Origin of the sequence: Ancylobacter sp. (genome assembly GCF_965279025.1) — a bacterium.
Lineage (GTDB): Bacteria > Pseudomonadota > Alphaproteobacteria > Rhizobiales > Xanthobacteraceae > Ancylobacter.
On sequence record NZ_OZ257132.1, the window covers coordinates 2,205,826 to 2,225,909 of the forward strand.

General features: G+C 70.4%; 15 protein-coding genes. 9 read left to right on the forward strand and 6 right to left on the reverse strand.

Annotated features, from left to right (window positions below):
• Positions 1–2: 2 nt before the first annotated feature.
• From ACQY76_RS10145 to ACQY76_RS10155, 3 genes are read right to left on the reverse strand one after another with little or no spacing between them, the layout of a single operon-like run.
• The gene (locus tag ACQY76_RS10145; RefSeq protein WP_428032747.1) at positions 3–272 is read right to left on the reverse strand and encodes a DUF6460 domain-containing protein; all 270 of its coding nucleotides are present in this window, start codon (positions 270–272) and stop codon (positions 3–5) included.
• A 3-nt stretch (positions 273–275) separates the two neighbouring features.
• Positions 276–1,970: a cisplatin damage response ATP-dependent DNA ligase gene (locus ACQY76_RS10150; RefSeq protein WP_428032748.1), complete on the reverse strand. Its 1,695-nt coding sequence runs from the start codon at positions 1,968–1,970 to the stop codon at positions 276–278.
• Complete coding sequence (locus ACQY76_RS10155; RefSeq protein WP_428032749.1) at positions 1,967–3,079, reverse strand: ligase-associated DNA damage response exonuclease; 1,113 nt, start codon at positions 3,077–3,079, stop codon at positions 1,967–1,969. The genes ACQY76_RS10150 and ACQY76_RS10155 overlap by 4 nt, the downstream gene beginning before the upstream one ends.
• 48 nt (positions 3,080–3,127) lie before the next feature.
• Here ACQY76_RS10155 and ACQY76_RS10160 point away from each other — a divergent pair, with 48 nt between their 5' ends.
• Genes ACQY76_RS10160 through pdeM form a run of 3 tightly spaced genes read left to right on the forward strand, consistent with a single transcriptional unit; the run spans position 3,128 to position 7,320 of the window.
• Positions 3,128–4,054 carry a class I SAM-dependent DNA methyltransferase gene (locus tag ACQY76_RS10160; protein WP_428032750.1) on the forward strand — a complete coding sequence of 309 codons (927 nt, stop codon included), beginning with the start codon at positions 3,128–3,130 and terminating at the stop codon, positions 4,052–4,054.
• A gap of 49 nt (positions 4,055–4,103) precedes the next feature.
• Positions 4,104–6,632 (forward strand): ligase-associated DNA damage response DEXH box helicase, encoded by a 2,529-nt coding sequence (locus ACQY76_RS10165; RefSeq protein ID WP_428032751.1) that lies wholly within the window; start codon positions 4,104–4,106, stop codon positions 6,630–6,632.
• The gene (gene pdeM / locus ACQY76_RS10170; RefSeq protein WP_428032984.1) at positions 6,595–7,320 is read left to right on the forward strand and encodes a ligase-associated DNA damage response endonuclease PdeM; all 726 of its coding nucleotides are present in this window, start codon (positions 6,595–6,597) and stop codon (positions 7,318–7,320) included. Before ACQY76_RS10165 ends, pdeM begins: the two co-directional genes overlap by 38 nt.
• Positions 7,321–7,334: 14 nt before the next feature.
• Here the strand turns inward: pdeM and ACQY76_RS10175 are convergent, their stop codons facing one another.
• Positions 7,335–10,466 (reverse strand): hypothetical protein, encoded by a 3,132-nt coding sequence (locus ACQY76_RS10175; protein WP_428032752.1) that lies wholly within the window; start codon positions 10,464–10,466, stop codon positions 7,335–7,337.
• Between the two features lie 427 nt (positions 10,467–10,893).
• Between ACQY76_RS10175 and ACQY76_RS10180 the strand changes: the two genes are divergently transcribed.
• The 3 genes from ACQY76_RS10180 to ACQY76_RS10190 all read left to right on the forward strand — a co-directional run bounded on the left by ACQY76_RS10180 (position 10,894) and on the right by ACQY76_RS10190 (position 12,769).
• Positions 10,894–11,325, forward strand: a complete 432-nt coding sequence (locus tag ACQY76_RS10180) for a MerR family transcriptional regulator (protein WP_428032753.1) — start codon at positions 10,894–10,896, stop codon at positions 11,323–11,325.
• 215 nt (positions 11,326–11,540) lie between these two features.
• On the forward strand, positions 11,541–12,155 hold the full coding sequence (locus ACQY76_RS10185; protein WP_428032754.1) for a 2-hydroxychromene-2-carboxylate isomerase: 615 nt from the start codon (positions 11,541–11,543) through the stop codon (positions 12,153–12,155).
• A gap of 26 nt (positions 12,156–12,181) precedes the next feature.
• Positions 12,182–12,769: a hypothetical protein gene (locus ACQY76_RS10190; protein ID WP_428032755.1), complete on the forward strand. Its 588-nt coding sequence runs from the start codon at positions 12,182–12,184 to the stop codon at positions 12,767–12,769.
• Between the two features lie 2 nt (positions 12,770–12,771).
• Here ACQY76_RS10190 and ACQY76_RS10195 read toward each other — a convergent pair whose 3' ends face one another.
• A complete protein-coding gene (locus ACQY76_RS10195; protein ID WP_428032756.1) occupies positions 12,772–13,764 on the reverse strand; it encodes an alpha/beta hydrolase in 993 nt (330 codons plus the stop codon).
• A gap of 117 nt (positions 13,765–13,881) precedes the next feature.
• On the opposite strand from ACQY76_RS10195, the gene ACQY76_RS10200 reads away from it, so the two are divergent.
• From ACQY76_RS10200 to ACQY76_RS10210, 3 genes are all read left to right on the forward strand, one after another.
• Positions 13,882–14,346 (forward strand): secondary thiamine-phosphate synthase enzyme YjbQ, encoded by a 465-nt coding sequence (locus ACQY76_RS10200; protein WP_428032757.1) that lies wholly within the window; start codon positions 13,882–13,884, stop codon positions 14,344–14,346.
• Between the two features lie 20 nt (positions 14,347–14,366).
• Positions 14,367–15,059 (forward strand): response regulator transcription factor, encoded by a 693-nt coding sequence (locus ACQY76_RS10205; protein ID WP_428032758.1) that lies wholly within the window; start codon positions 14,367–14,369, stop codon positions 15,057–15,059.
• Between the two features lie 63 nt (positions 15,060–15,122).
• Positions 15,123–16,505 (forward strand): sensor histidine kinase, encoded by a 1,383-nt coding sequence (locus tag ACQY76_RS10210; protein WP_428032759.1) that lies wholly within the window; start codon positions 15,123–15,125, stop codon positions 16,503–16,505.
• Positions 16,506–16,511: 6 nt separating this feature from the next.
• On the opposite strand, the gene ACQY76_RS10215 is transcribed toward ACQY76_RS10210, so the two are convergent.
• The gene (locus tag ACQY76_RS10215; RefSeq protein ID WP_428032760.1) at positions 16,512–20,048 is read right to left on the reverse strand and encodes a PAS domain-containing hybrid sensor histidine kinase/response regulator; all 3,537 of its coding nucleotides are present in this window, start codon (positions 20,046–20,048) and stop codon (positions 16,512–16,514) included.
• Between the last annotated feature and the right edge of the window lie 36 nt (positions 20,049–20,084).

A 20,084-nucleotide genomic window follows, 5' to 3' on the forward strand; every position in this document is an offset into this window, starting at 1 on the left:
TTTCAGCGGCCGCGATTGGCGATGCGCAGGATCAGCCAGAGCGGGATCACGATGACGGCGCCGAGGATGAAGTAGCGCCACAGCCGCTCGATCGCCTCGAAGCTGAAATTGAACAGGTGCCGCACCAGGCTTTCCAGGCTGGAGAGGATGTTCAGCGGGTCGAGGCCGAGCGCCGCGAGAATGACGCCGACCACGACCGACAGCAGCACGAGGCGCATGAGAACCCAGAAGGGCGAACCGCCCATCCAGCGGGCAAACTGATTATCGGCCATGACTCACGGTTCCTCGGCAGGCGAACGCTGCTTCCCTAGCACGGCGGTGGGCCGGCGGGGAGCGTGGCCTTCGTCGCCGATCATCCGCTCCAGCGTTTCCAGCCGGTCCGCCTCGCCGGGCGGCTTGTCCCAGCGCAGCCGGGCGATGCGGGGAAAGCGCATGGCGAGGCCGGAGCGGTGACGGGTGGAGCGGGCGAGCCCCTCGAACGCCACTTCCACAACCAGCCCCTCGGTCGGCGTGTGGGTGACCTCGCGCACCGGGCCGAAGCGGTTCACCGTGTGGCGGCGCACGAAGCGGTCGATCTCGATGAGCTCGGCATCGGTGAAGCCGAAATAGGCCTTGCCGACCGGCACCAGTTCCCCGGCCTCCGTCCACACCCCGAAGGTGTAGTCGGAATAATAGGAGGAGCGCTTACCGTGCCCGCGCTGGGCATACATCAGCACGGCATCGACGCTGTGCGGGTCGCGCTTCCATTTCCACCACGGCCCCTTGGGGCGGCCGGGAAGGTAGAAGCTGTCGGCGCGCTTCAGCATCACCCCTTCCACCGCCTCGGCATCGGCGCCCGCGCCGTGGGCGGCGGGGTCGGCGCGGGCGGCGGCCAGCGCCTCCCATGTCGGGAAGGGGACAAGGGGCGAGAGGTCGAGCCGCCCCTGCGCGGGATGGGCGGCGACCAGCGCCCCCAGCCGCGCCCGGCGGGCCTCGAAGGGCAGCTCGCGCAGGTCCTCGCCGGCCTCCACCAGCAGGTCATAGGCGCGGATATGGGCGGGGAACTCCATCACCAGCTTGGGCGTCACCGCCTTGCGGTTCAGCCGCTGCTGCAGCACATTGAAGGACTGCACGCGCCCCTCGCGCAGGATGAGCAGTTCGCCGTCCACCACGCCGTCAAAGGCCAGCGCTTCGCCAAGATCGGGGAAGGCGCCGGAAATATCCTCGCCGGTGCGGCTGTAGAGTCTCGTGACATGCTGCCCGTCCGGCCCGGCAGCGCGGGCCGCCTGCACGCGGATGCCGTCCCATTTCCATTCGGCGCGAAACGCCGCCGGGTCGAGCTTTTCGATATCCGCCTCTTCCAGCGGATGGGAGAGCATGACCGGGCGGAACGGGGCAGGGTCTTCGGTCTCCGGCTTTGGGCCGTGCCCCTCGGCCCAGGCGAACAGCGCCTCATACGGCGCCTCCAGCCCCGGCCAGATCAGCTCGATGGCGTCGGGCTGGTGTTCGCCCAGCGCGGCGACGGCCGTTTTGGCGAGGCGCGCCGAGACGCCGATGCGCAGGCTGCCGGTGATGAGCTTCAGCAGCGCCCAGCGCCCGGTCTCGTCCAGCCGGTCGAGCAGCGAGGTGAGCACCGCCGCCATTTCGGTACGGCCCATATGGGTGAACGTTTCGACGATCGCCGAAAGCGGCGGCGGCTCGGTGTCGTTCAGCCCGGGGGGCGTCGGCCACATCAGCGCGACGGTTTCCGAGAGATCGCCGACATAATCATAGGACAACGCGAACAGCACCGGGTCGGTGCGCTCGCCGATGAGCTGGCGGATGAGGCCCGGCTTGGCATTGCGGAACGACAGCGCCCCGGTGAGCGCCGCCAGCGCCCAGCCGCGCTCGGGGTCCGGCGTGTGGCGGAAATAATCGGCGATCAGCCGCACCTTGCCATTGCGGCGCGGCTCATAGGCGAGGCGGTCGAGCAAGGCGGCGAAGCGATTCACGGCGCCAGCTCCGGGTCGGAAGTGGGAGGCGTGGCGGCCGAGTCCCCGGCGGAAGCCGCGGCCGCAGAAACATCGGCGACGGTCGCTTCCGGCGCCGTGCCGCTCTCGCCCTCCTCCTCGCCATAGCCGACCATGTGCAGCGGCCGGGCGCGCAGGCCGGCGAGCCCGGCCCAATGCACCAGCGCATCCTCCTGGCCATGGGTGACCCACAACTCCTCGCAGCCGGTGGCGAGGATGGCGGCCTGCAATTCGTCCCAGTCCGCATGGTCTGAGATGATCAGCGGCAGCTCGACGCCGTTCTGGCGGGCACGGGCGCGGATGCGCATCCAGCCCGAGGCGAAGGCGGTGACGGGATCGGGAAAACGCCGCGACCACACATCGGCCAGCGCGCTGGGCGGGCACAGCACCACCGCGCCGGCGCGCTCGGCCGGGGTGGCGTCGCGGGCCGGGCGGGTTTTGCCGAGATCGATACCCTGCGTGCGGTAATAGGCGGTCAGCTTCTCCATGGCGCCATGGAGAAGGATCGGCTTGTCGTGCCCGGCGGCGCGCAGCAGCGCCATCACTCGCTGCGCCTTGCCCAGCGCATAGGCGCCGACCAGATGCGCCCGCTCGGGGAACAGTTCCAGCGAGGCGACGAGCTTGGCGATCTCGTCCGCCGCGGCGGGATGGCGGAACACCGGCAGGCCGAAGGTCGCCTCGGAAATGAAGACGTGGCAGGGCACCGGCACGAACGGCACGGCGGTGGGGTCGGCGCCGGGCTTGTAATCGCCCGAGGCGACGATGGTGCAGCCGCGCCATTCCAGCGCGATCTGGGCGCTGCCGAGAATATGCCCGGCGGGATGGAAGGTGACGCCGACGCCGTTCACCTCCAGCCGCTCGCCGTAATCCGCCGCCTGCGTGGTTTCGGCGAAATTCTCGCCGTAGCGGATGGCCATGATCTCCAGCGTCTGGCGTGTCGCCATGACCGCGCGGTGGCCGGAACGGGCATGGTCGGAATGGCCATGGGTGATCAGCGCCCGCGCCACCGGCCGCGTCGGGTCGATGAAGAAGTCGCCGGCCGGCGAATAAAGCCCCTGTGGGGTGGTGTGGAGAAGCTCTTCCGGGCGCATCGTGGAACCTATATAGGGCGCCCTTCAGCTTTTTCGCGAGATCCCCCCATGGCCTCCGGCCGGCTCATTCTTTCCTCCGGCGACCCCACGGTCGATCGCCGGATCGACTGGGCACGGGCGCTGATGGAAGAGGGCAAGGCGGGCGACGCGGCGGAGCTTCTCACCGAGGCGGTGGCCCGCGCCGGCCATTACGCGCCGGGCTGGTTCCTGCTGGGCGAGGCGCGCGAGGCGGCAGGCGATGCGGCCGGCGCGCGGGACGCCTTCGGGCAGGCGCTGTCGCTCGACCCCGCCGATACGCTGGGCGCCACGCTGCGCCTTGCCCGGCTGGAGGGCGAGGTGGCCGGCATGAGCGAGGCCTATGTGCGCGTGCTGTTCGACCAATATGCCGAGCGCTTCGACGCGGCGCTGGCGCGGCTCGACTATCGCGGGCCGGAGGTGATCGACGCGGCGCTGGCGGGCGCCTGCGCGCGCCTCGGCCGGTCCTATGCCTTCGCCCACGGGCTCGATCTCGGCTGCGGCACCGGGCTGGTCGGCGCCCGCCTCGTCCAGCGCATCGGCATGATGGAGGGGGTGGACCTCTCGCCCAACATGGTCGCGCAGGCGCGGCGGCGGAACATCTATGACGCGCTGGCGGCCGGCGAGATGGTCGCCTTTCTCCGTGACAGGCCGGCGCGCGAGGTCGACCTGGTCTTCGCCGGCGACGCCTTCTGCTATCTCGACGATCTCGGCCCCATCCTGCGGGAGAGCCACCGCGTGCTGGAGCCGGGCGGGGTGCTTGCCTTCACCACCGAGACGCATGACGGCGCCGACGTGCTGCTGCGCAACACGCTGCGCTTCGCCCATGCGCCGGATTATGTCCGCGATCGGCTGGTTGCGGCGGGACTGGCGCCGCTGGTGCTGGAGCCGGTCTCGGTGCGCCGGGAAAAGGACCAGCCGGTCGCCGGCCTCCTCGCCGTCGCGCTGCGCGAGGGGTGAGGGGGCTCGCAATTCGCCGGCGAGGCACTAGCTTCTCGCGGTGCCGATCATGGATGCGCCGCCCGACGATCTTCTGCCCGAGCCGTTCCAGAGCTGGTTTGCCGGCCGGGGCTGGGCGCCGCGTGCGCATCAGCTCGATCTGCTGGCCAAGGCGCGCGAGGGGCGCTCGACGCTGCTGGTCGCCCCGACCGGCGCCGGCAAGACGCTCGCCGGCTTCCTGCCGAGCCTCGTGGAACTCGCCGGCCGGCCGGCATCGCGCAACAGTGCCCGCCCGCCCGGCCTGCACACGCTCTACATCTCGCCGCTGAAGGCGCTCGCCGTCGATGTCGCGCGCAATCTGGAGCGGCCGGCGCAGGAGATGGGACTCCACATCCGCATCGAGACGCGGACCGGCGACACGCCGGCCTCGCGCCGCCAGCGCCAGCGGCGCGACCCGCCGGACATCTTGCTCACCACGCCCGAGCAGATCGCGCTGCTGCTGGCTTCCGACGATGCTGCGCACCTGTTCGGCGACCTTCGGCGCATCGTGCTGGACGAGCTCCACGCGCTGGCCGGCTCCAAGCGCGGCGACCTGCTGTCGCTCGGCCTCGCCCGCCTGCGCGCCATCGCCCCCGCCGCGCAGACGGTGGGGCTTTCGGCGACGGTGGCAGACCCCGACACGCTGCGCCGCTGGCTGGTGCCGCAGCGCGGAAATGGCGAAATGGGCGAACTGGTGGTGGCCGAGGCCGGCGCCGGGGCCGAGCTCTCCATGCTGGAAAGCGCCGCCCATGTGCCGTGGGCCGGGCACACGGCGCGCCATGCGCTGAAGGAGATCTACCGCCTCATCACCCAGCACACCACGACGCTGGTGTTCGTCAACACCCGCATGCAGGCCGAATTGCTGTTCCAGGAGCTGTGGCACGTCAACGACGCCAATTTGCCGATCGCGCTGCATCACGGCTCGCTCGACGTTTCGCAGCGCCGCCGGGTGGAGGCGGCCATGGGCGAGGGCAGGCTGAAGGCGGTGGTGTGCACCTCCTCGCTCGATCTCGGCATCGACTGGGGGGCGGTGGATCTGGTGGTGAATGTCGGCGCACCCAAGGGCTCCTCCCGCCTCATGCAGCGGATCGGCCGCGCCAATCACCGGCTGGACGAGCCCTCGCGCGCCGTGCTGGTGCCGGCGAACCGCTTCGAGGTGCTGGAATGCCGGGCGGCGCTGGAGGCGGTGCGGGCCGGGGCGCAGGACGGCGCGGTGATCCGCACCGGGGCGCTCGACGTGCTGGCGCAGCATGTGCTGGGCATGGCATGTTCCGGCCCGTTCGACGCGGCCGACCTCCACGCCGAGGTGGCCTCCGCCGAACCTTATGCGCAGCTTTCCCGCGCCGATTTCGACGATGTCGTGCAGTTCGTCGCCACTGGCGGCTACGCGTTGCGCGCCTATGAGCGCTTCGCCCGCATCAAGCAGATGAAAGACGGGCGCTGGCGCGTCACCAACCCGATGGTGGCGCAGCAATACCGGCTAAATGTCGGAACCATCGTCGAATCCTCCATGCTGAAGGTCCGCCTTGCCGGTGCCAAGGCGCGGTTCGGCGGCCGGGTGCTGGGCGAGGTGGAGGAGTATTTCGTCGAGACCATGAGCCCCGGCGACACCTTCGTCTTCGCCGGCGAGGTGCTGGAATACATCACCATCGTCGAGAACGAGGTCCGCGTCGCCCGCACCCATGCCACCGAGCCGAGGGTGCCCTCCTATGCCGGCGGCAAGTTCCCGCTTTCCACCTTCCTCGCCGCGCGGGTGCGGGCGCTGCTCTCCGAGCCGGCGCGCTGGGCGAGCCTGCCCGGCCAGGTGCAAGACTGGCTGGAGTTGCAGAAGCTGCGCTCGCGGCTGCCGGGGCGGGAGGATCTGCTGGTCGAGACCTTTCCGCGCGGCGGGCGGTATCATCTCGTCGCCTACCCCTTCGAGGGCCGGCTGGCGCACCAGACGCTCGGCATGCTGCTCACCCGACGGCTGGACCGCGCCGGGCTGCACCCGCTCGGCTTCATGGCCAATGATTATGCGCTGGTCATCTATGGGGTCAGCGACATGTCGCAGGCGATCACCCAGGGGCGGCTCTCCCTGGATGCGCTGTTCGACGCCGACATGCTGGGCGACGACCTGGAGGAGTGGCTCGCCGAATCGGCGCTGATGAAGCGCACCTTCCGCCAATGCGCGGTCATCGCCGGGCTGATCGAGCGGCGTTTCCCCGGCAAGGAGAAGAATTCCCGCCAGGTGACGATGTCCACCGATCTCGTCTATGACGTGCTGCGCCGGCACGAGCCGGACCATGTGCTGCTGCGCGCGGCGCGGGCGGATGCGGCCACGGGGCTGCTGGACATTCGCCGGCTCTCCGACATGCTCGTGCGGGTGAGCGGGCGAATCGATCACGTGCCGCTGACGCGCGTGTCGCCGCTGGCGGTGCCTGTCATGTTGGAGATCGGCCGCGAAATGGTGGCGGGCGGGGCCTCGGAGGCGCTGCTGGCCGAGGCCGAAGACGAATTGATCAAGGAGGCGATGCGTGCCGCCGATGCCGACGACGACCGCCGCCGCGAGCCTGGCCGATGAGCGGGCCCTTGAGGGTGAGTTCGCCCTGGCCGGCGCGCGCGTGGTGCTCGACCCGGCCGGCGCGCTCTGGTGGCCGTCGGAGCGGGCGCTGATCGTCGCCGACCTGCATCTGGAAAAGGGTTCCGCCTTCGCCGCGCGCGGCGTGCCTCTGCCGCCCTACGACACCCGCGCCACGCTCGCCCTGCTGGAGCGCATCGTCGCGCGCTGGATGCCGCGCACCCTCATCGCGCTGGGCGACAGCTTCCATGATCGCGGCGGCGCCGGCCGGTTGGGCACAGCCGAACGCGAGAGCCTCGCCGGCCTGGCGCGCGGGCGCGACATGGTGTGGATCGCCGGCAATCACGATCCCGAGCCGATGCCGGGGATTGGCGGCCTGCATGCCGGCGAACTTTCCATCGGCCCGCTGACCCTGCGCCACGAGCCGGCCGCCGGCAGCCCCGAGGGCGAGATTGCCGGGCATTTCCACCCGGTGGCGCGGCTGGTGCTGCGCGGGCGCAGCCTGCGCCGGCGCTGCTTCGCCACCGACGGGGCCCGCCTGGTGATGCCGGCGCTCGGCGCCTATGCGGGCGGGCTGAACATTCGCGATGCGGCGCTGGCGGGCCTGTTCGCCGGCAATTACGAGGCGCATGTGGTGGGCGCGGCGCGCACCTACCGCATCGCCCACCATGTCTGCCTGCCAGACCGTTAGCCTCGCCGCTAGGCTCAGCGCGAGGCGGTCTGCTGCGGTTCGCCGCCGGTGGCGCCGGCCATCGGGCCGTCATTGGCGTGGGCATCGGCGAGGAGCGGCGTCCAATGCTCCACCTCCCGGCGGGCTTCGGCCAGCGTGTAGGCGTCGAGCGAGGGCGTAATTTGATCGCGCCGCACGGCGGCCTCGCTGTCGCCGCGCGCGGCGGCAAGCGCAAACCAGCGCCAGGCCTCGACCGGGCTCGCCGGCATGCCGAGGCCACGGGCATACAGCACCGCGAGATTATACTGGCTGTCGCGCATGCCGCGTTCGGCGGCGCGGGTGAACCAGCGTGCGGCGCCGGCATAGTCCGACGGGCCGCCATCGCCGGAGGCGAGCATCACGCCGAGATTGTGCATGGAGGCGACATTGCCGGCATTGGCGGCGCGCTCATACAGCGCGCGGGCCTTGGCGAGATCGCGCGGCACGCCGTCCACGCCCTTCTCATAGAGCGCGCCCAGCCGATAGGCGGCGGGCACCGAGCCCCGGTCCACCGCGTAGGCATACCATTGCGCGGCGCGGCCGGGATTGGGCGCCACGCCTTCGCCGTTCAGGAAGCGGCGGGCGATCTCGAAGGCGGCGGCGGGATCGCCTCCCAGCGCGGCGGCGCGCAGGCTCTGGTTGGCAATGCCGCCGGGAAGGTCGCTGGGCAGCGACAGGCTGGACGGGCCGATCATCGCCGGCGCGGGGGTGCCGGGCTGCGGGGCGGCCTCGGGCGTGGCCGGCGTGCCGATATAGGCCGGCGGACGCGGCGCGGGCTTGCCGATGGAGCCGGTGATGTCCTCCGGCCCGGGCACGGAGGCGGGGCCGGCGGCGCGCAGCTGTTCCTGCCGGAGCTGGGCCAGCAGGTGCCACGAGCCATAGGCCAGTGCCGAGCCGCACAGGCCGATGAACAACATGGCGCGCACCCGCGCCAGCCAGCGGCCCGGCTTGGCGCGGTGACGCCCGGCGAGGTAGCCGCGCGGGGGCGGCGGCTGCACATCGGCGCGCGCGGCCGAGGAGAGCCGGGCCGGTTCCGGCGCCGGGCCGGCGGAAGGCTGCGCGGCGCGCCTGGCCTGGGCGATGAACGCGGCGCGCGTCGGGGCGCTGTCGGCGGCCGCCATCTCGGTCTCGGCGACGATGGCCTGTTCGGGAGCCGGCTGCGGCGCGTCGGACGGCGCAGGCTCGCCACCTTCCGTCTCATTGCGGCGGTTCGCCGAGGTGCGGCTGAGCGCTTCCAGGGCGGCGCGCATCAGCTGGGGCTCGAACGCCTTCGGGATCGAGGCCGGAGCCGGAGTGAAGCTCGCGACGCCGGGCGGGGGGGCAAGCACGGGAGGCGGCGCGGGAGTTTCGGCGGCGGCTTCCGGCGGCGCGCGCTCGGCCGTCAATTCGGCGGCGAGCTCGGTGGCGACGGCGGCTTCCGCGCGGGCGGAGAAGGAGGCGTCGACAGATGCGCCGTCGGCTGCCAGCCGGGTCTCGATCTGCGCGACCTCGCGGCGGAGGCGGGTGGCGGCAAGGTCGGGCGGGCCGCTGGGGCCCGAGGGCGGGCGCTGGCGCGGAGGCGCGAGAAGCGTCGCCCGCGTCTCTTCCATCTGGATGAACAGGTCGTTGACCGCGCGCTCGATGCTGGCCAGCTGGCGCGAGACTTCCGCACCGCTGACGGCTTTCTCCACCGTGTGCGTGAGATCCTCGATCTGCCGGCCGAGCGCTTCGAGGCGGGGATTCTCAACCGGCTGGGCGATCGGCCGCTCGATCCGCTCGAGGCGGTCGGAAAGGCCCTTGATCAGCGATTCCATGCCGGCGGGCAGCTCGCGGCGGGCGCTGGCGAGGCCCGACTGGATGGCATCGAGCCGGCTGACCAGGTCGTCGAGCGGAATGACCGGCGCCGGCTGGCTGCCGATCCGGTCGGCCAGCGTGTCGATGCGGCGCTCCAGCGACCCCACCACCGTGCGGACCGCGCGATCCTCATTAGCGGCCATCTCCGAGACCTTGGTCGCCAAAAGCGACACCTGCTCGGCCAGCAGGCGCACCGAATCCGACGACAGTGCGCGCGCCAGAAGCTCGCGGATGTCGCTCACCTGCGCCTGCAGCCGCGCGACGGTGGCACCGTCCACGACCTTGGCGTTGACGATGTCGAGCTTGCGCTCCAGCGCGCCAATGCGCCCGAGCAGCAGAGCGGGGTGCTCCGGCAGAGTGAGGCCGCCGATCATTTCGCGCAGCGCCGCCAGCGCGCCGCGGAGCTCCTCGTCGCGGGTCTGCGACTGCTCGACCCGCTCGGCGAGCTGCTGCACCACGCGCTGCAGCTCGTCGACCGAGCGGCGCGGGGCGAGGGTGGCGAGCGATTGGCGCATGCCCGCCAGCTCGCCCTGCAGCGCCGCCAGCGTGGCGTGAACCGGCGGGGGCGTGACGGCGGGGGCCGCGACGACCTCCGGCTCCGCAGCGAAAGCGGGCGTGGGGCCGGCGTCGGCGCGGGCGGCGGAGGGCTCCGGCGTGATGGGTTCGCGCGGCAGGGGGGCGCGCACGGCTGGTGCGGGTCGCGCGGCCTCGCGGGACGGCGGCGCCGGCTCCGCCCGGTGGCGGGTGGCGGCGTCGCGGTCGAGTTCGCTCTGGCGGGCGGCGATTTCGGCCACGGCGGCTTCGATGGCGGCGGGCGTCGGCACGCTGTCCGGCGTGGTGCCGCGCGGCCGGGTGAGCTGCAGCGCCTCCAGGCGCCGGTCGATTTCGCGGATCGCCGCAGCCAGGCGGTCATCGCGAGGCGCCGCCCCGGCCGAGGCGAGGGACGGGCGGGCGGGAGCCGATGCCGGCGCCGCAGCGGACACGCGGGAGGGGTCTTCGACCCAGCCTGTCGCCGCCTGCGCGGAGGCAGACGCGGCGGATGCCTCGGGAAATGCGGGAGCGGCAGGCGGATCGATGCGTCCGAGCTGGCCGGCCAGTTCCTCGATGCGGCGGCGCAGCTCCGCCAGATTGTTGAGCCCGTCCGCATTTGGCGGCGTGCCGGCGGCGGTGGTTCCCAGCAATTGGTCGCGCAGCCATTGGTCCAATGGCAGGCCGGCCTGCCGGGCGGCGTCGCTCATGGCGCGCCACGCTTCGGGAGCGATATGCCCGGTGGTCGAAGGGGCCTCTTGCCTCACCTTGGTCTCCGTCGCTCCGGCACGGTTGGCGGCGGGAATCACCGCGACGGCCCGTGAAGGCCGGCTGCCGCAACTCTTTCGATTCTTGGTAAAGGTCGCGTTAATGCGCGGCCGCGGTCGGCCACATCGCTGCCATGATGTTGCCGGTTTTCGACACCGTCGCACGGGCCGCCGACTCTGCGGCGTGCGCCCGACAGGCGCCGCGCTCTGCCGAGTCGGAGGGGCGGATTGTGCAGTGCAGCCAAGTTGCCTGCGCCCGGCCGTTCTGGCGGATTTTCAAAAAGTCATTGATTTATAGATACTTAGATTTTCATTTAACAGTAAGTTTCCCTAACGTCGGGTGTGACTTTCTCCCCTAGCGGCAACCTCTCTGCGACAGTGCGGCAACATCGCTGACGCGTTGCCCCCCTTCACTGGAGCTGCCCAGATGGATTTCACCTCCTACGAGGCCGAACGCACCGCCGAAATCTCCCTCGCCCCCTCGGGCGAAACCGGTTTCTTTACCATTGGCGATCTCGCCCGCGAGTTCGGCGTGACGCTGCGCGCGCTGCGCTTCTATGAGGACAAGGGTCTTCTCGCCCCCCGCCGTGAGGGCCTGACCCGCCTTTACAGCGCCGCCGAGCGCTCGCGCCTCGCCATCATCCTCAAAGGCAAGAAGCTCGGCTTCACCCTTGCCGAGATCAAGGCGATGGTGGCCCTGCGCGAAGGCAGCGCGATGCCCGCCGGCGGCCTCGCCCTTACCCGTGAAAAATGCGCCGAGCAGCTTGGCCTGCTTGAGCAGCAGAAGGTCGAGATCGAGGAAGCCATCGCCGAACTGCGCCAGATGGTCAGCGCGTTTTCGGCCCGCAGCGCGGCCTGACGGAAAGGCCGTTTCGGCCTTTGCTATCACTTCAGAATGCGGCGCTCCTCTCGGGCGCCGTTTTCTTTGGCGGGCGTCTTTCTCCTTGAAGGGGCTTTCATTCCCTCGGCGAGGGTGGTGCATTAGCCTGGCGTAGCGGAAGGCCGGGCAGGTTGACGGGTCACCGCCGCCTGACAGGCTGCCGCCGCACAGTGCCACGCTTGCCGAGTGCCCCGATGTCCCGATCGATCGACTATTATTTCTCCGTCATCAGTCCCTGGGCCTTCATCGGCCACGCGCCCTTTCTCGATGTGGCGCGCCGCCATGGCGCGCGGGTGAATTTCCGCCCGGTGCTGCTGGGGGAGTTGTTCGCCGAAACCGGGGGGCTGCCGCTCGCCAAGCGCCACCCCGCCCGCCAGCGCTACCGGCTGCTGGAGCTCAAGCGCTGGCGCGAGGCGCGCGGCATCGATCTCCATGTGAAGCCGGCGCATTGGCCGTTCGACCCCAAGACGGCCGACCGGATGGTCATTGCCGCGCAGATCGCCGGCCATGATGTGGGGCCGCTGACCGGGCGGCTGATGTCCGGTGTCTGGCAGCGCGAGGAGAACCTGGCGGACCCGGCGGCGTTGACGGCGGTGCTCGCTGAACTCGGCCTGCCCGAGGCGCTGCTCGCGGCGGCGGGCGAGGACCGCACCGCCACCATCTATCAAGCCAATCACGACGACGCGATCGAGGCGGATGTGTTCGGCTCGCCCGCCTATGTGCTCGACGGCGAGGTGTTCTGGGGACAGGACCGGATCGATCTGCTCGACCGGGCGTTAGCCAGCGGACGGACGCCGTTCACGCCATAGGCGCGGCGCACCAGGGAGGTTCCGGCATGCGACAGACCAGGATCGCGGCGGCAACCGGGCGGGCAGGGCTCGCCCTCCTCGCCGCAACGCTGCTGATGACGGCGGGGGCGCAGGCGCAGGCGCCCGCTCCTCCATCTCCCGGCATGGCGACGCCCTTCTCCATGCAGCCGGTGGAGGGAGGGCTGATGCGGCTCGACACCCGCACTGGCGCCATGTCGTTCTGCGCCCAGCGCGCCGGTGGCTGGACCTGCGAGGTGGTGCCCGACGACCGGGCAGCGCTGGAGGCGGAGATCGGTCGGCTGCAGGCGCGTATCGCGGCGCTGGAGAGCGGTCGTCCCGGCGCCCGCGCCGGCGTGCCCGACATCATGGTGCGGCCGGACGCGCCGCCGCTCGACGCACCTCCCTCGCCGCCGCCCCCGACCGCGCAGGCGCCGACGCCGCCGGACGCGGATGACGCCCTGCCGCCCGAGGCGCGAAAGCGCCTCGACCAGGCCATGGATGTTGCCGAGCACGCCTTCCGCCGTTTCTTTGAAATGGTGGAGCGCTTCCGCGAGGAATTCCCCAATGGTGCCCGCCAGCCCCCGGCCCCGCCGGCCAAAGGCGAGGGCCTTTAGGTTCAGCAGGTGCCGATGAAGGCGTGGATGCGGGCCAGCGCCTGGTCGGCGAGCGATCCGGGAAAGCCGACAAAGACGTGGCAGCCGCCGGGATAGACCGCGAGTTCGGCCGGGTTGCCGGCGGAAAGCCAGCGCGGCGCCATGAACAGCGTGTCGTCGAGCAGCGCGTCGCGGGTGCCGATGGTGAACAGCGCCGGCGGCAGCCCCGTGAGGTCGGCCTGCAGCGGTGATACATCGTCCGTGCCGATATCGCCGCCCTCGCGCAAATAATGGCCGACGAAGACGTTGATGTCCCGTGTGTTCAGCACCAGCGGCTCGTCGCCCCAGCGCCGCGCGCTCGGCGTCAGGCCGAGATCATAGGCGCCGGCGTTGAGACTGGCGGCGCGGAAGGGAGCAAGCCCGTGCCGGTCGCGCAGGCGCAGCAGCGTGGCGACCGCAAGGTTCGCACCCGCCGATTCGCCGCCAATGGCGAAACGCTCGGTTCCGAAGCGGCCCGGTCCCTCGCGCACCAGCCAGAGCGCGGCGGCCTCGCAATCGTCCGGCCCGGCGGGGTAGGGCAGCTCGGGGGCCAGCCGGTAATCCACTGAGACGACGGCGAAGCCGGTGCGCTCGACAAAGCGGTGGTTGAGCCCGTCATTCTCGCGCGCCGACCCCAGGCACCAGCCGCCGCCGTGAAGGTGCAAATAGACGCCTTTCGGCGGCGCGGCGGGGGTAAGGATGCGCAGCGGGATCGGCCCGCGCGGCCCGTCGATCTCGATCACCTGCGCGAGAGGACTCTCCGGCGACAGCGGGAACGGGCCCTTGCCTTCGAGCCGCAGCTTGCGCAGCACCGCCATGGGAAACACCCAGCGGTCGGGGATGGCGCCGAGCGCCTTCACGATGCTCGCATTCACCGCCCGCGTGTCGGGCGCGACCGAGGCGGGGTCGAACAGGGCGGGATCAACCAGCAAGGGGGTGGAGGGGCGGAGGGTTGCCTGGGGGCGTGCGGACGTCATGAGAGAGCGACACTCCGGAATGGCGTGGCGAAGGCCTGTCATCGGGGATGGATCGGGTCTATCCAATCCCAGCTGGCGCGCTACGTCCAGCGCGCAGGGGCGACAGGAGGAATGCGGATGGCGCGTATCCGGCAAGGCGAGGTGCGCGAAAGCGCGGTCACGCGGCGCTTCTCGACGGTTCTCGCGGTCGATACGCCCGGGCGCGGCTTCACCGAAATAACCGGCGCCGTCTCGGCCTTTCTGGCCGGCGTGCACGCGCGCGACGGCGAAGTCTCGGTGTTCTGCCGGCACACCTCGGCCTCGCTGACCCTGCAGGAGAACGCCGATCCCGACGTGCGGGTCGATCTTCTCACCGCGCTGGAGCGCCTGGCGCCGGAGAATGCCGGTTGGGTACACGCGCTGGAAGGGCCGGACGACATGCCCGCCCACATCAAGGCGGTGCTGACCGGCGTCAGCCTCGCCGTGCCTGTCATCGGCGGGCGCATGGCGCTCGGCACCTGGCAGGGAATCTATCTTGTGGAGCACCGGGTGCGGCCGCACCGGCGCGAAATGGTTGTGGCGTTTGTGGGCGAGGCCCACTAAAGGTCGAGCGTTGACTTGCGATGGGGCCGCTGCGCGTGGACACGACGACGAGTTTCCGGCTGGTGATCGCCGACGATCATCCGCTGTTCCGGGGCGCGCTGCGCGAGGCGGTATCACGTCAGTTTCCCGCCGCGGAACTGTTCGAGGCCGGCGGCTTCGAGGACCTTCAGGCCCTGCTGGAGCGTGAGAGCGACCTCGACCTGATCCTGCTCGACCTCACCATGCCCGGCGTGCGCGGCTTTTCCGGGCTGATGTATCTGCGCGCGCAATATCCCGGCATCCCGGTGGTGGTGGTCTCCGCCAACGAGGAAGCCGGCGTCATCCGCAACTGCATGGAATTCGGCGCCTCGGGCTTCATTCCCAAGACCAGCGCGGTGGAAACCATGCGCGAGGCCATCGCCGCCGTGCTGGAGGGCCGCACTTGGACCCCGCCGGATGTCGACCTCGCCGGCGGCGCCGACAAGGAGACGCAGGCGCTGGTCTCCCGCCTCGCGACGCTGACCCCGCAGCAGGTGCGGGTGCTGATGATGCTGTCCGAGGGACTGCTCAACAAGCAGATCGCCTATGAGCTCGGCGTCTCCGAGGCGACGGTGAAGGCGCATGTCTCCGCCATCCTGCAGAAGCTCGGGGTGGAGAGCCGCACCCAGGCGGTGATCGCCGCTTCCAAGATCGAGGGCGGCACCTGGGCGCAGGGAACCTCGGCGGCGGGGTAGGCCGCGCGAACGGCGCGGCTGCGCTTTTCACCCGACAAACCTGGACCACCATCGCAGCGGGCGGTGGATGACGGTGCCCTGGGGGATGGCCCGGCAAATTTCAGCCGTCCCTATTCTCGCCTCGCGCGTGTGTCCTATATATCGGCAGTCGGCGCCAGGCGCCGCGGCGCAATTCCCCGAGACCCCGGTCGGTGTGAGTTTCCTGCGTCGTTTTGGAGACTGAGAAACACCTTGCGCCAAGACACATCGCGCCAAGAGACCGTGCGCCAAGACGCCGTGCGCCAGGACGCCGTGCGTGCAGATACCGGGCTTGCCCGCGCCGGCTGGACCGAAGCCGACCGCTTCGCTGCTCTCGAAAGCTATGGCATCCTCGACACCCCGCGCGAGCAGGATTTCGACGATCTCGCGCAGATCGCCTCGCAGGTCTGCGGCACGCCGATCGCGGTGGTGAACTTGGTGGGCACGACGCGGCAATGGTTCAAGGCGGAAGTGGGTCTGGGCGTGCGGGAAACCCCGCTGGAGACCTCGTTCTGCGGGCAGGCGATCCTCGCCGCCGACATCATGGTCATTCCGGACGCGACGAAGGATTCGCGGTTCGACTGCAATCCGCTGGTGACCGGCGAGCCCGGGCTGCGCTTTTATGCCGGCGCCTTGCTCAAGACGCCGAGCGGCCTGCCGATCGGCACGATGTGCGTCCTCGATTTCCAGCCGCGTCAGCTGGACGAGCACCAGATCCGCACCCTGAAGCTGCTCGCCCGCCAGGCCATGACGCAGCTTGAGCTGCGCAAATCGCTGGCCGAGAAGGAAGCCGCCATTCGCGAGCAGGAGATGGCCGCCGAGCAGCAGCGCCTTCTGACCTTCGAGCTGAAGCACCGGATGAAGAACATGCTGGCAATGGTGCTGGCCATTGCCAACCAGACGATCCGTTCCGGCGTCACGGTCGACGATGCCCGTTCGACCTTCGCCGCCCGGCTCGGCGCGCTCAGCAAGGCGCAGGATATCCTCACGCAATCGACCTGGACCCAGGCCGGCGTCCGCGATGTCGTGCACAGCGCGCTGTCGCCCCATGGCGTGAACGGCGGGCGCTTTTTGATCGACGGCCCCGAGATCGGCCTGTCGTCGCGGTGCAGCCTCGGCCTGTCGCTGGCGCTGCACGAGCTCGCGACCAACGCCGCGAAATACGGGGCGCTGTCGAACGAGGTGGGCGTGGTCGAGATCACCTGGTCGGTCGACAGATCGGGACCGGCCCCCGAATTCCATTTTCAGTGGGCGGAGCGGTCCGGCCCACCGGTGTCGCCGCCGACCCGGCAAGGCTTCGGCTCGCGCATTATCGAGCGGTTTCTGGGCGATTATTTCCGGGGCAAGGCGGCGTTGAGCTACGCGCCCACGGGCGTCGTCCTCGCGCTGCGCGCCCCGCTTTCCGCGTTGAGCGACGCGGAGGACTGAACGCCCTCACTCCGCCGCCGCGCGGCTGGCGCGGCATTGGGCGAGCAGCGCGCGCAGCGCCGCCGGGCGCACCGGCTTGTTCAGCACTTCCATCTCGGTGGCGCGGGCGGCGTCGCGCACCCGCTTGGAGCGGTCGGCGGTGATCAGCGCCGCCGGCAGGCTGCGGCCGAGCTTCCAGCGCAGCTGCTTGGCGGCCTCGATGCCGTCGCCGGTGTCGAGATGGTAGTCGACCAGCAGCACGTCGGGCGGCGTGCGCCGCTCGCGCAGCATGGCGAGCGCTTCCTCGACGCCGGGGGCCTTCAGCACCTCGCAGCCCCAGCCGGTCAACAATGTCTCCATGCCGTCGAGAATGGCCGGGTCGTTGTCGATGCAGAGCACGCTGAGGCCCTGCAGCGTCGCCCCCGGCGCCGATGCGCGCGGCGAGGCCGGCTCGCGGGCGGGAATGGCCGGGGCGGCCGGCAGTTCCACGGTGAAGACCGAGCCCCTGCCGGGCACGGAGGCAAGCGTGATCGGGTGGTCCAGCACCCGGCCGATGCGCTCGACGATGGACAGGCCGAGCCCCAGCCCGCGCGCCGCCTTGGCCCCCTCGTCCAGACGCTGGAATTCCTTGAAGATGATCTTCTGCTTGGCCTGCGGCACGCCGACGCCGGTATCGAGCACCTGGATGCGGATGCGCCCGCGCCGCCGCCGCACGCCCACCAGCACCCGGCCGCGCGGCGTGTATTTGATGGCGTTGGAAACGAGGTTCTGCAGCAACCGGCGCAACAGCCGCCGGTCGGAGCGCACCGCCGACGAACTCGGCACAAAGGTGAGCCGCAGCCCCTTCTCCATCGCCATCGGGGCGAATTCGACATCGAGCTGGCGGAAGACCTCGTCGAGCCGCAGCGCGGCGAATTCCGGCTTGTGGGCGCCGGCATCGAGGCGGGAGATGTCCAGCAGGGCGCCGAGGATTTCTTCCACCGCCTCCAGCGAGGCGTCGACATTGCGGGCGAGGCGGGCGTCGTCACGCCCCTCGGCGCGCTCGACCAGGCTGGTGGCGTAAAGCCGGGCGGCGTTCAGCGGCTGCAGAATGTCGTGGCTGGCGGCGGCGAGGAAGCGGGTCTTGGAAATATTGGCCTCGTCGGCCTCGGATTTCGCCTGGGCGAGCTGGGTGTTGAGGTTCTCCAGCGCCTTGGTGCGCTCGCGCACGCGCCGCTCCAGCGTCTCGTTGGCGCGCTCCAGCGCCTCGGCGGCCTCCACCGTCGGGGTGATGTCGGTGAAGGTCACCACCACCCCGCCATCCGGCATGGTGTTGACGCGCACCTCCATCACCACGCCGCGCGGGGCGAGGCGCTCCTGGAAAGCGACATTGCGGCGGACATAGCGCGACAGCTTCTCGCGCACGATTTCCTCCACCGGCCCGGCGCCGAACTGGCCGGCGGTGGCGTTGAAGCGGATGATCTGGTCGATGCCGATGCCGATGCGCAGGATCTCCGGCGGCAGGTCCAGCATCTCGCCGAACTGCCGGTTCCAGGTGACGAGCCGGAGGTCGCGGTCGAACACCGCGATGCCCTGGCGCACATGGTCCAGCGCGGTCTGCAGGATCTCGCGGTTGTACTGGATGGCGGCGGAGGCGTCGTCCAGCAGCTTCAGCGCCGCCTTGGTGGAGACGGTGCGCTTCCTCAGCATCAGCGACAGCACCAGCCGCGAGGACGCCGCGCCGATCGCCGAGGCGAGCAGGTGCTCGGCATAACGGATAAGCTGGAAATCCGCCTCGCGGCCCGGCTCCAGCGACACGCCGCGCATCGCCGACACGCTCTCGAACGAGGCGCGGGTGCGGTCCTCGCCGAGATAGCGCGCCACGGTGGCGATGAGTTCGCCCACCGTCACCGGCGAGCGCCACAGGCGGAAGCTCGGCGCGGACGGCACGTGCTCGCTCTGCACGAAGACGCTGGCCTGCAGCCGCTCGATCGGCGTCGGCCGGCGGATCATCGAGGCGGCGAAGAACACCAGCACGTTGACGGTGAGGCTCCACAGCACGCCATGCACCAGCGGGCTCGCCTGCACGCCGAGCAGCGCCTGCGGGCGTAGCCAGGCGAGGTCGAACGGGCCGTTCCTCACTAGCTCCGGGCTGAACAGGCCGGCATCGACGAGGTTGGGCAGCAGCAGCGTATAGCCCCAGAAGACGATGCCGGCGGCGATGCCGGCCAGCGCCCCGAGCCCGGTGCCGCGCCGCCAGACGAGGCCGATGAGCAGCGCCGGGCCGAACTGCGCCACGGCGGCGAAGGACAGAAGGCCGATCTGGGCAAGCTGCGCCTCGCCGGTGACGCGGTAATAGAGATAGGCGGCCAGCAGGATGGCGAAGATGGCGATGCGCCGTACGGTGAGCAGGCGGTGGCCCATATCCACATGGTCCGGCGGCGCCCCGGCGCGGCCGCTCTCGTCCTCGCGCAGCCGCCGACCGCGCACCATCAGCGGCATGAAGATGTCGTTCGACACCATGACCGCCAGCGCCACCGTCTCGACGATCACCATGGCGGTGGCGGCGGAAAGGCCGCCGACAAAGGCGACCAGCGCCATGGCATGCGCGCCGGCCGACAAGGGCAGGGTGACCACATACATGTCGCCATCGATGAAGCCGGGCGGGAAGGCGACGAGCCCGGCAATGGCGATGGGGATGACGAACAGGTTGATCAGCACGAGGTAGAGCGGGAACAGCCAGCGCGCCGTGCGGATCTCGTGCTCGGAGGTGTTCTCCACCACCGCGACGTGGAACTGGCGCGGCAGCAGCAGGATGGCGAGTGCCGAGAGCAGGGTCATCGCCCCCCAGCTTCCCAGAGAGAAGCCCTCCGTCAGTACCGGCAGCACGCCCTTGTCCGCCGCCTGCCGGAACAGATCCCACGGGCCCGCGAACATGCCGAAGACGACGAACAGCCCGACGGCGAGGAAGCTGACAAGCTTGACGATGGATTCCGTCGCCACCGCCAGCATCAGCCCTTCCTGATGCTCGGTGGCGTCGATGTGCCGGGTGCCGAACAGCACCGCGAACACCGCCATGGCGACCGCGATGGTAAGTGCGAGGTCGCCGACCAGCGGGTATTGCAGGCCGAGCCCGTCGAAATCGCCGAGCATGGCAAGCAGCGAGGCGGAGACCGCCTTGAGCTGCAGGGCGATGTAGGGCAGCGAGCCGACAATGGCCACGCACGCCACCAGCGCCGCCACGCCCTGGCTCTTGCCGTAGCGGGCAGCGACGAAATCGGCGATGGAGGTGATGTTCTGCGCCTTGGCGAGGCGCACTATGCGTAAGAGGAACGGCGTGCCGAGCGCGAAGACAAGGATCGGCCCGATATAGATCGTCAGGAAGTTGACGCCCTGCGTGGTGGCAAGGCCGACCGAACCGAAGAAGGTCCAGGAGGTGCAGTAGACCGCCAGCGAGAGCGAATAGATATAGGGACGTCCCTTGCGTCCGCGTCGCGGCAGGCGCCGGTCGCCGAAGCTCGCCACGGCGAAGAGGAAGCCGATATAGACGAGCGCGACGGCAATGATGGACCATGCCTGAAGCATGCACTCTCCCGGCGGCGTGGAGCCGCTGCCTTTATG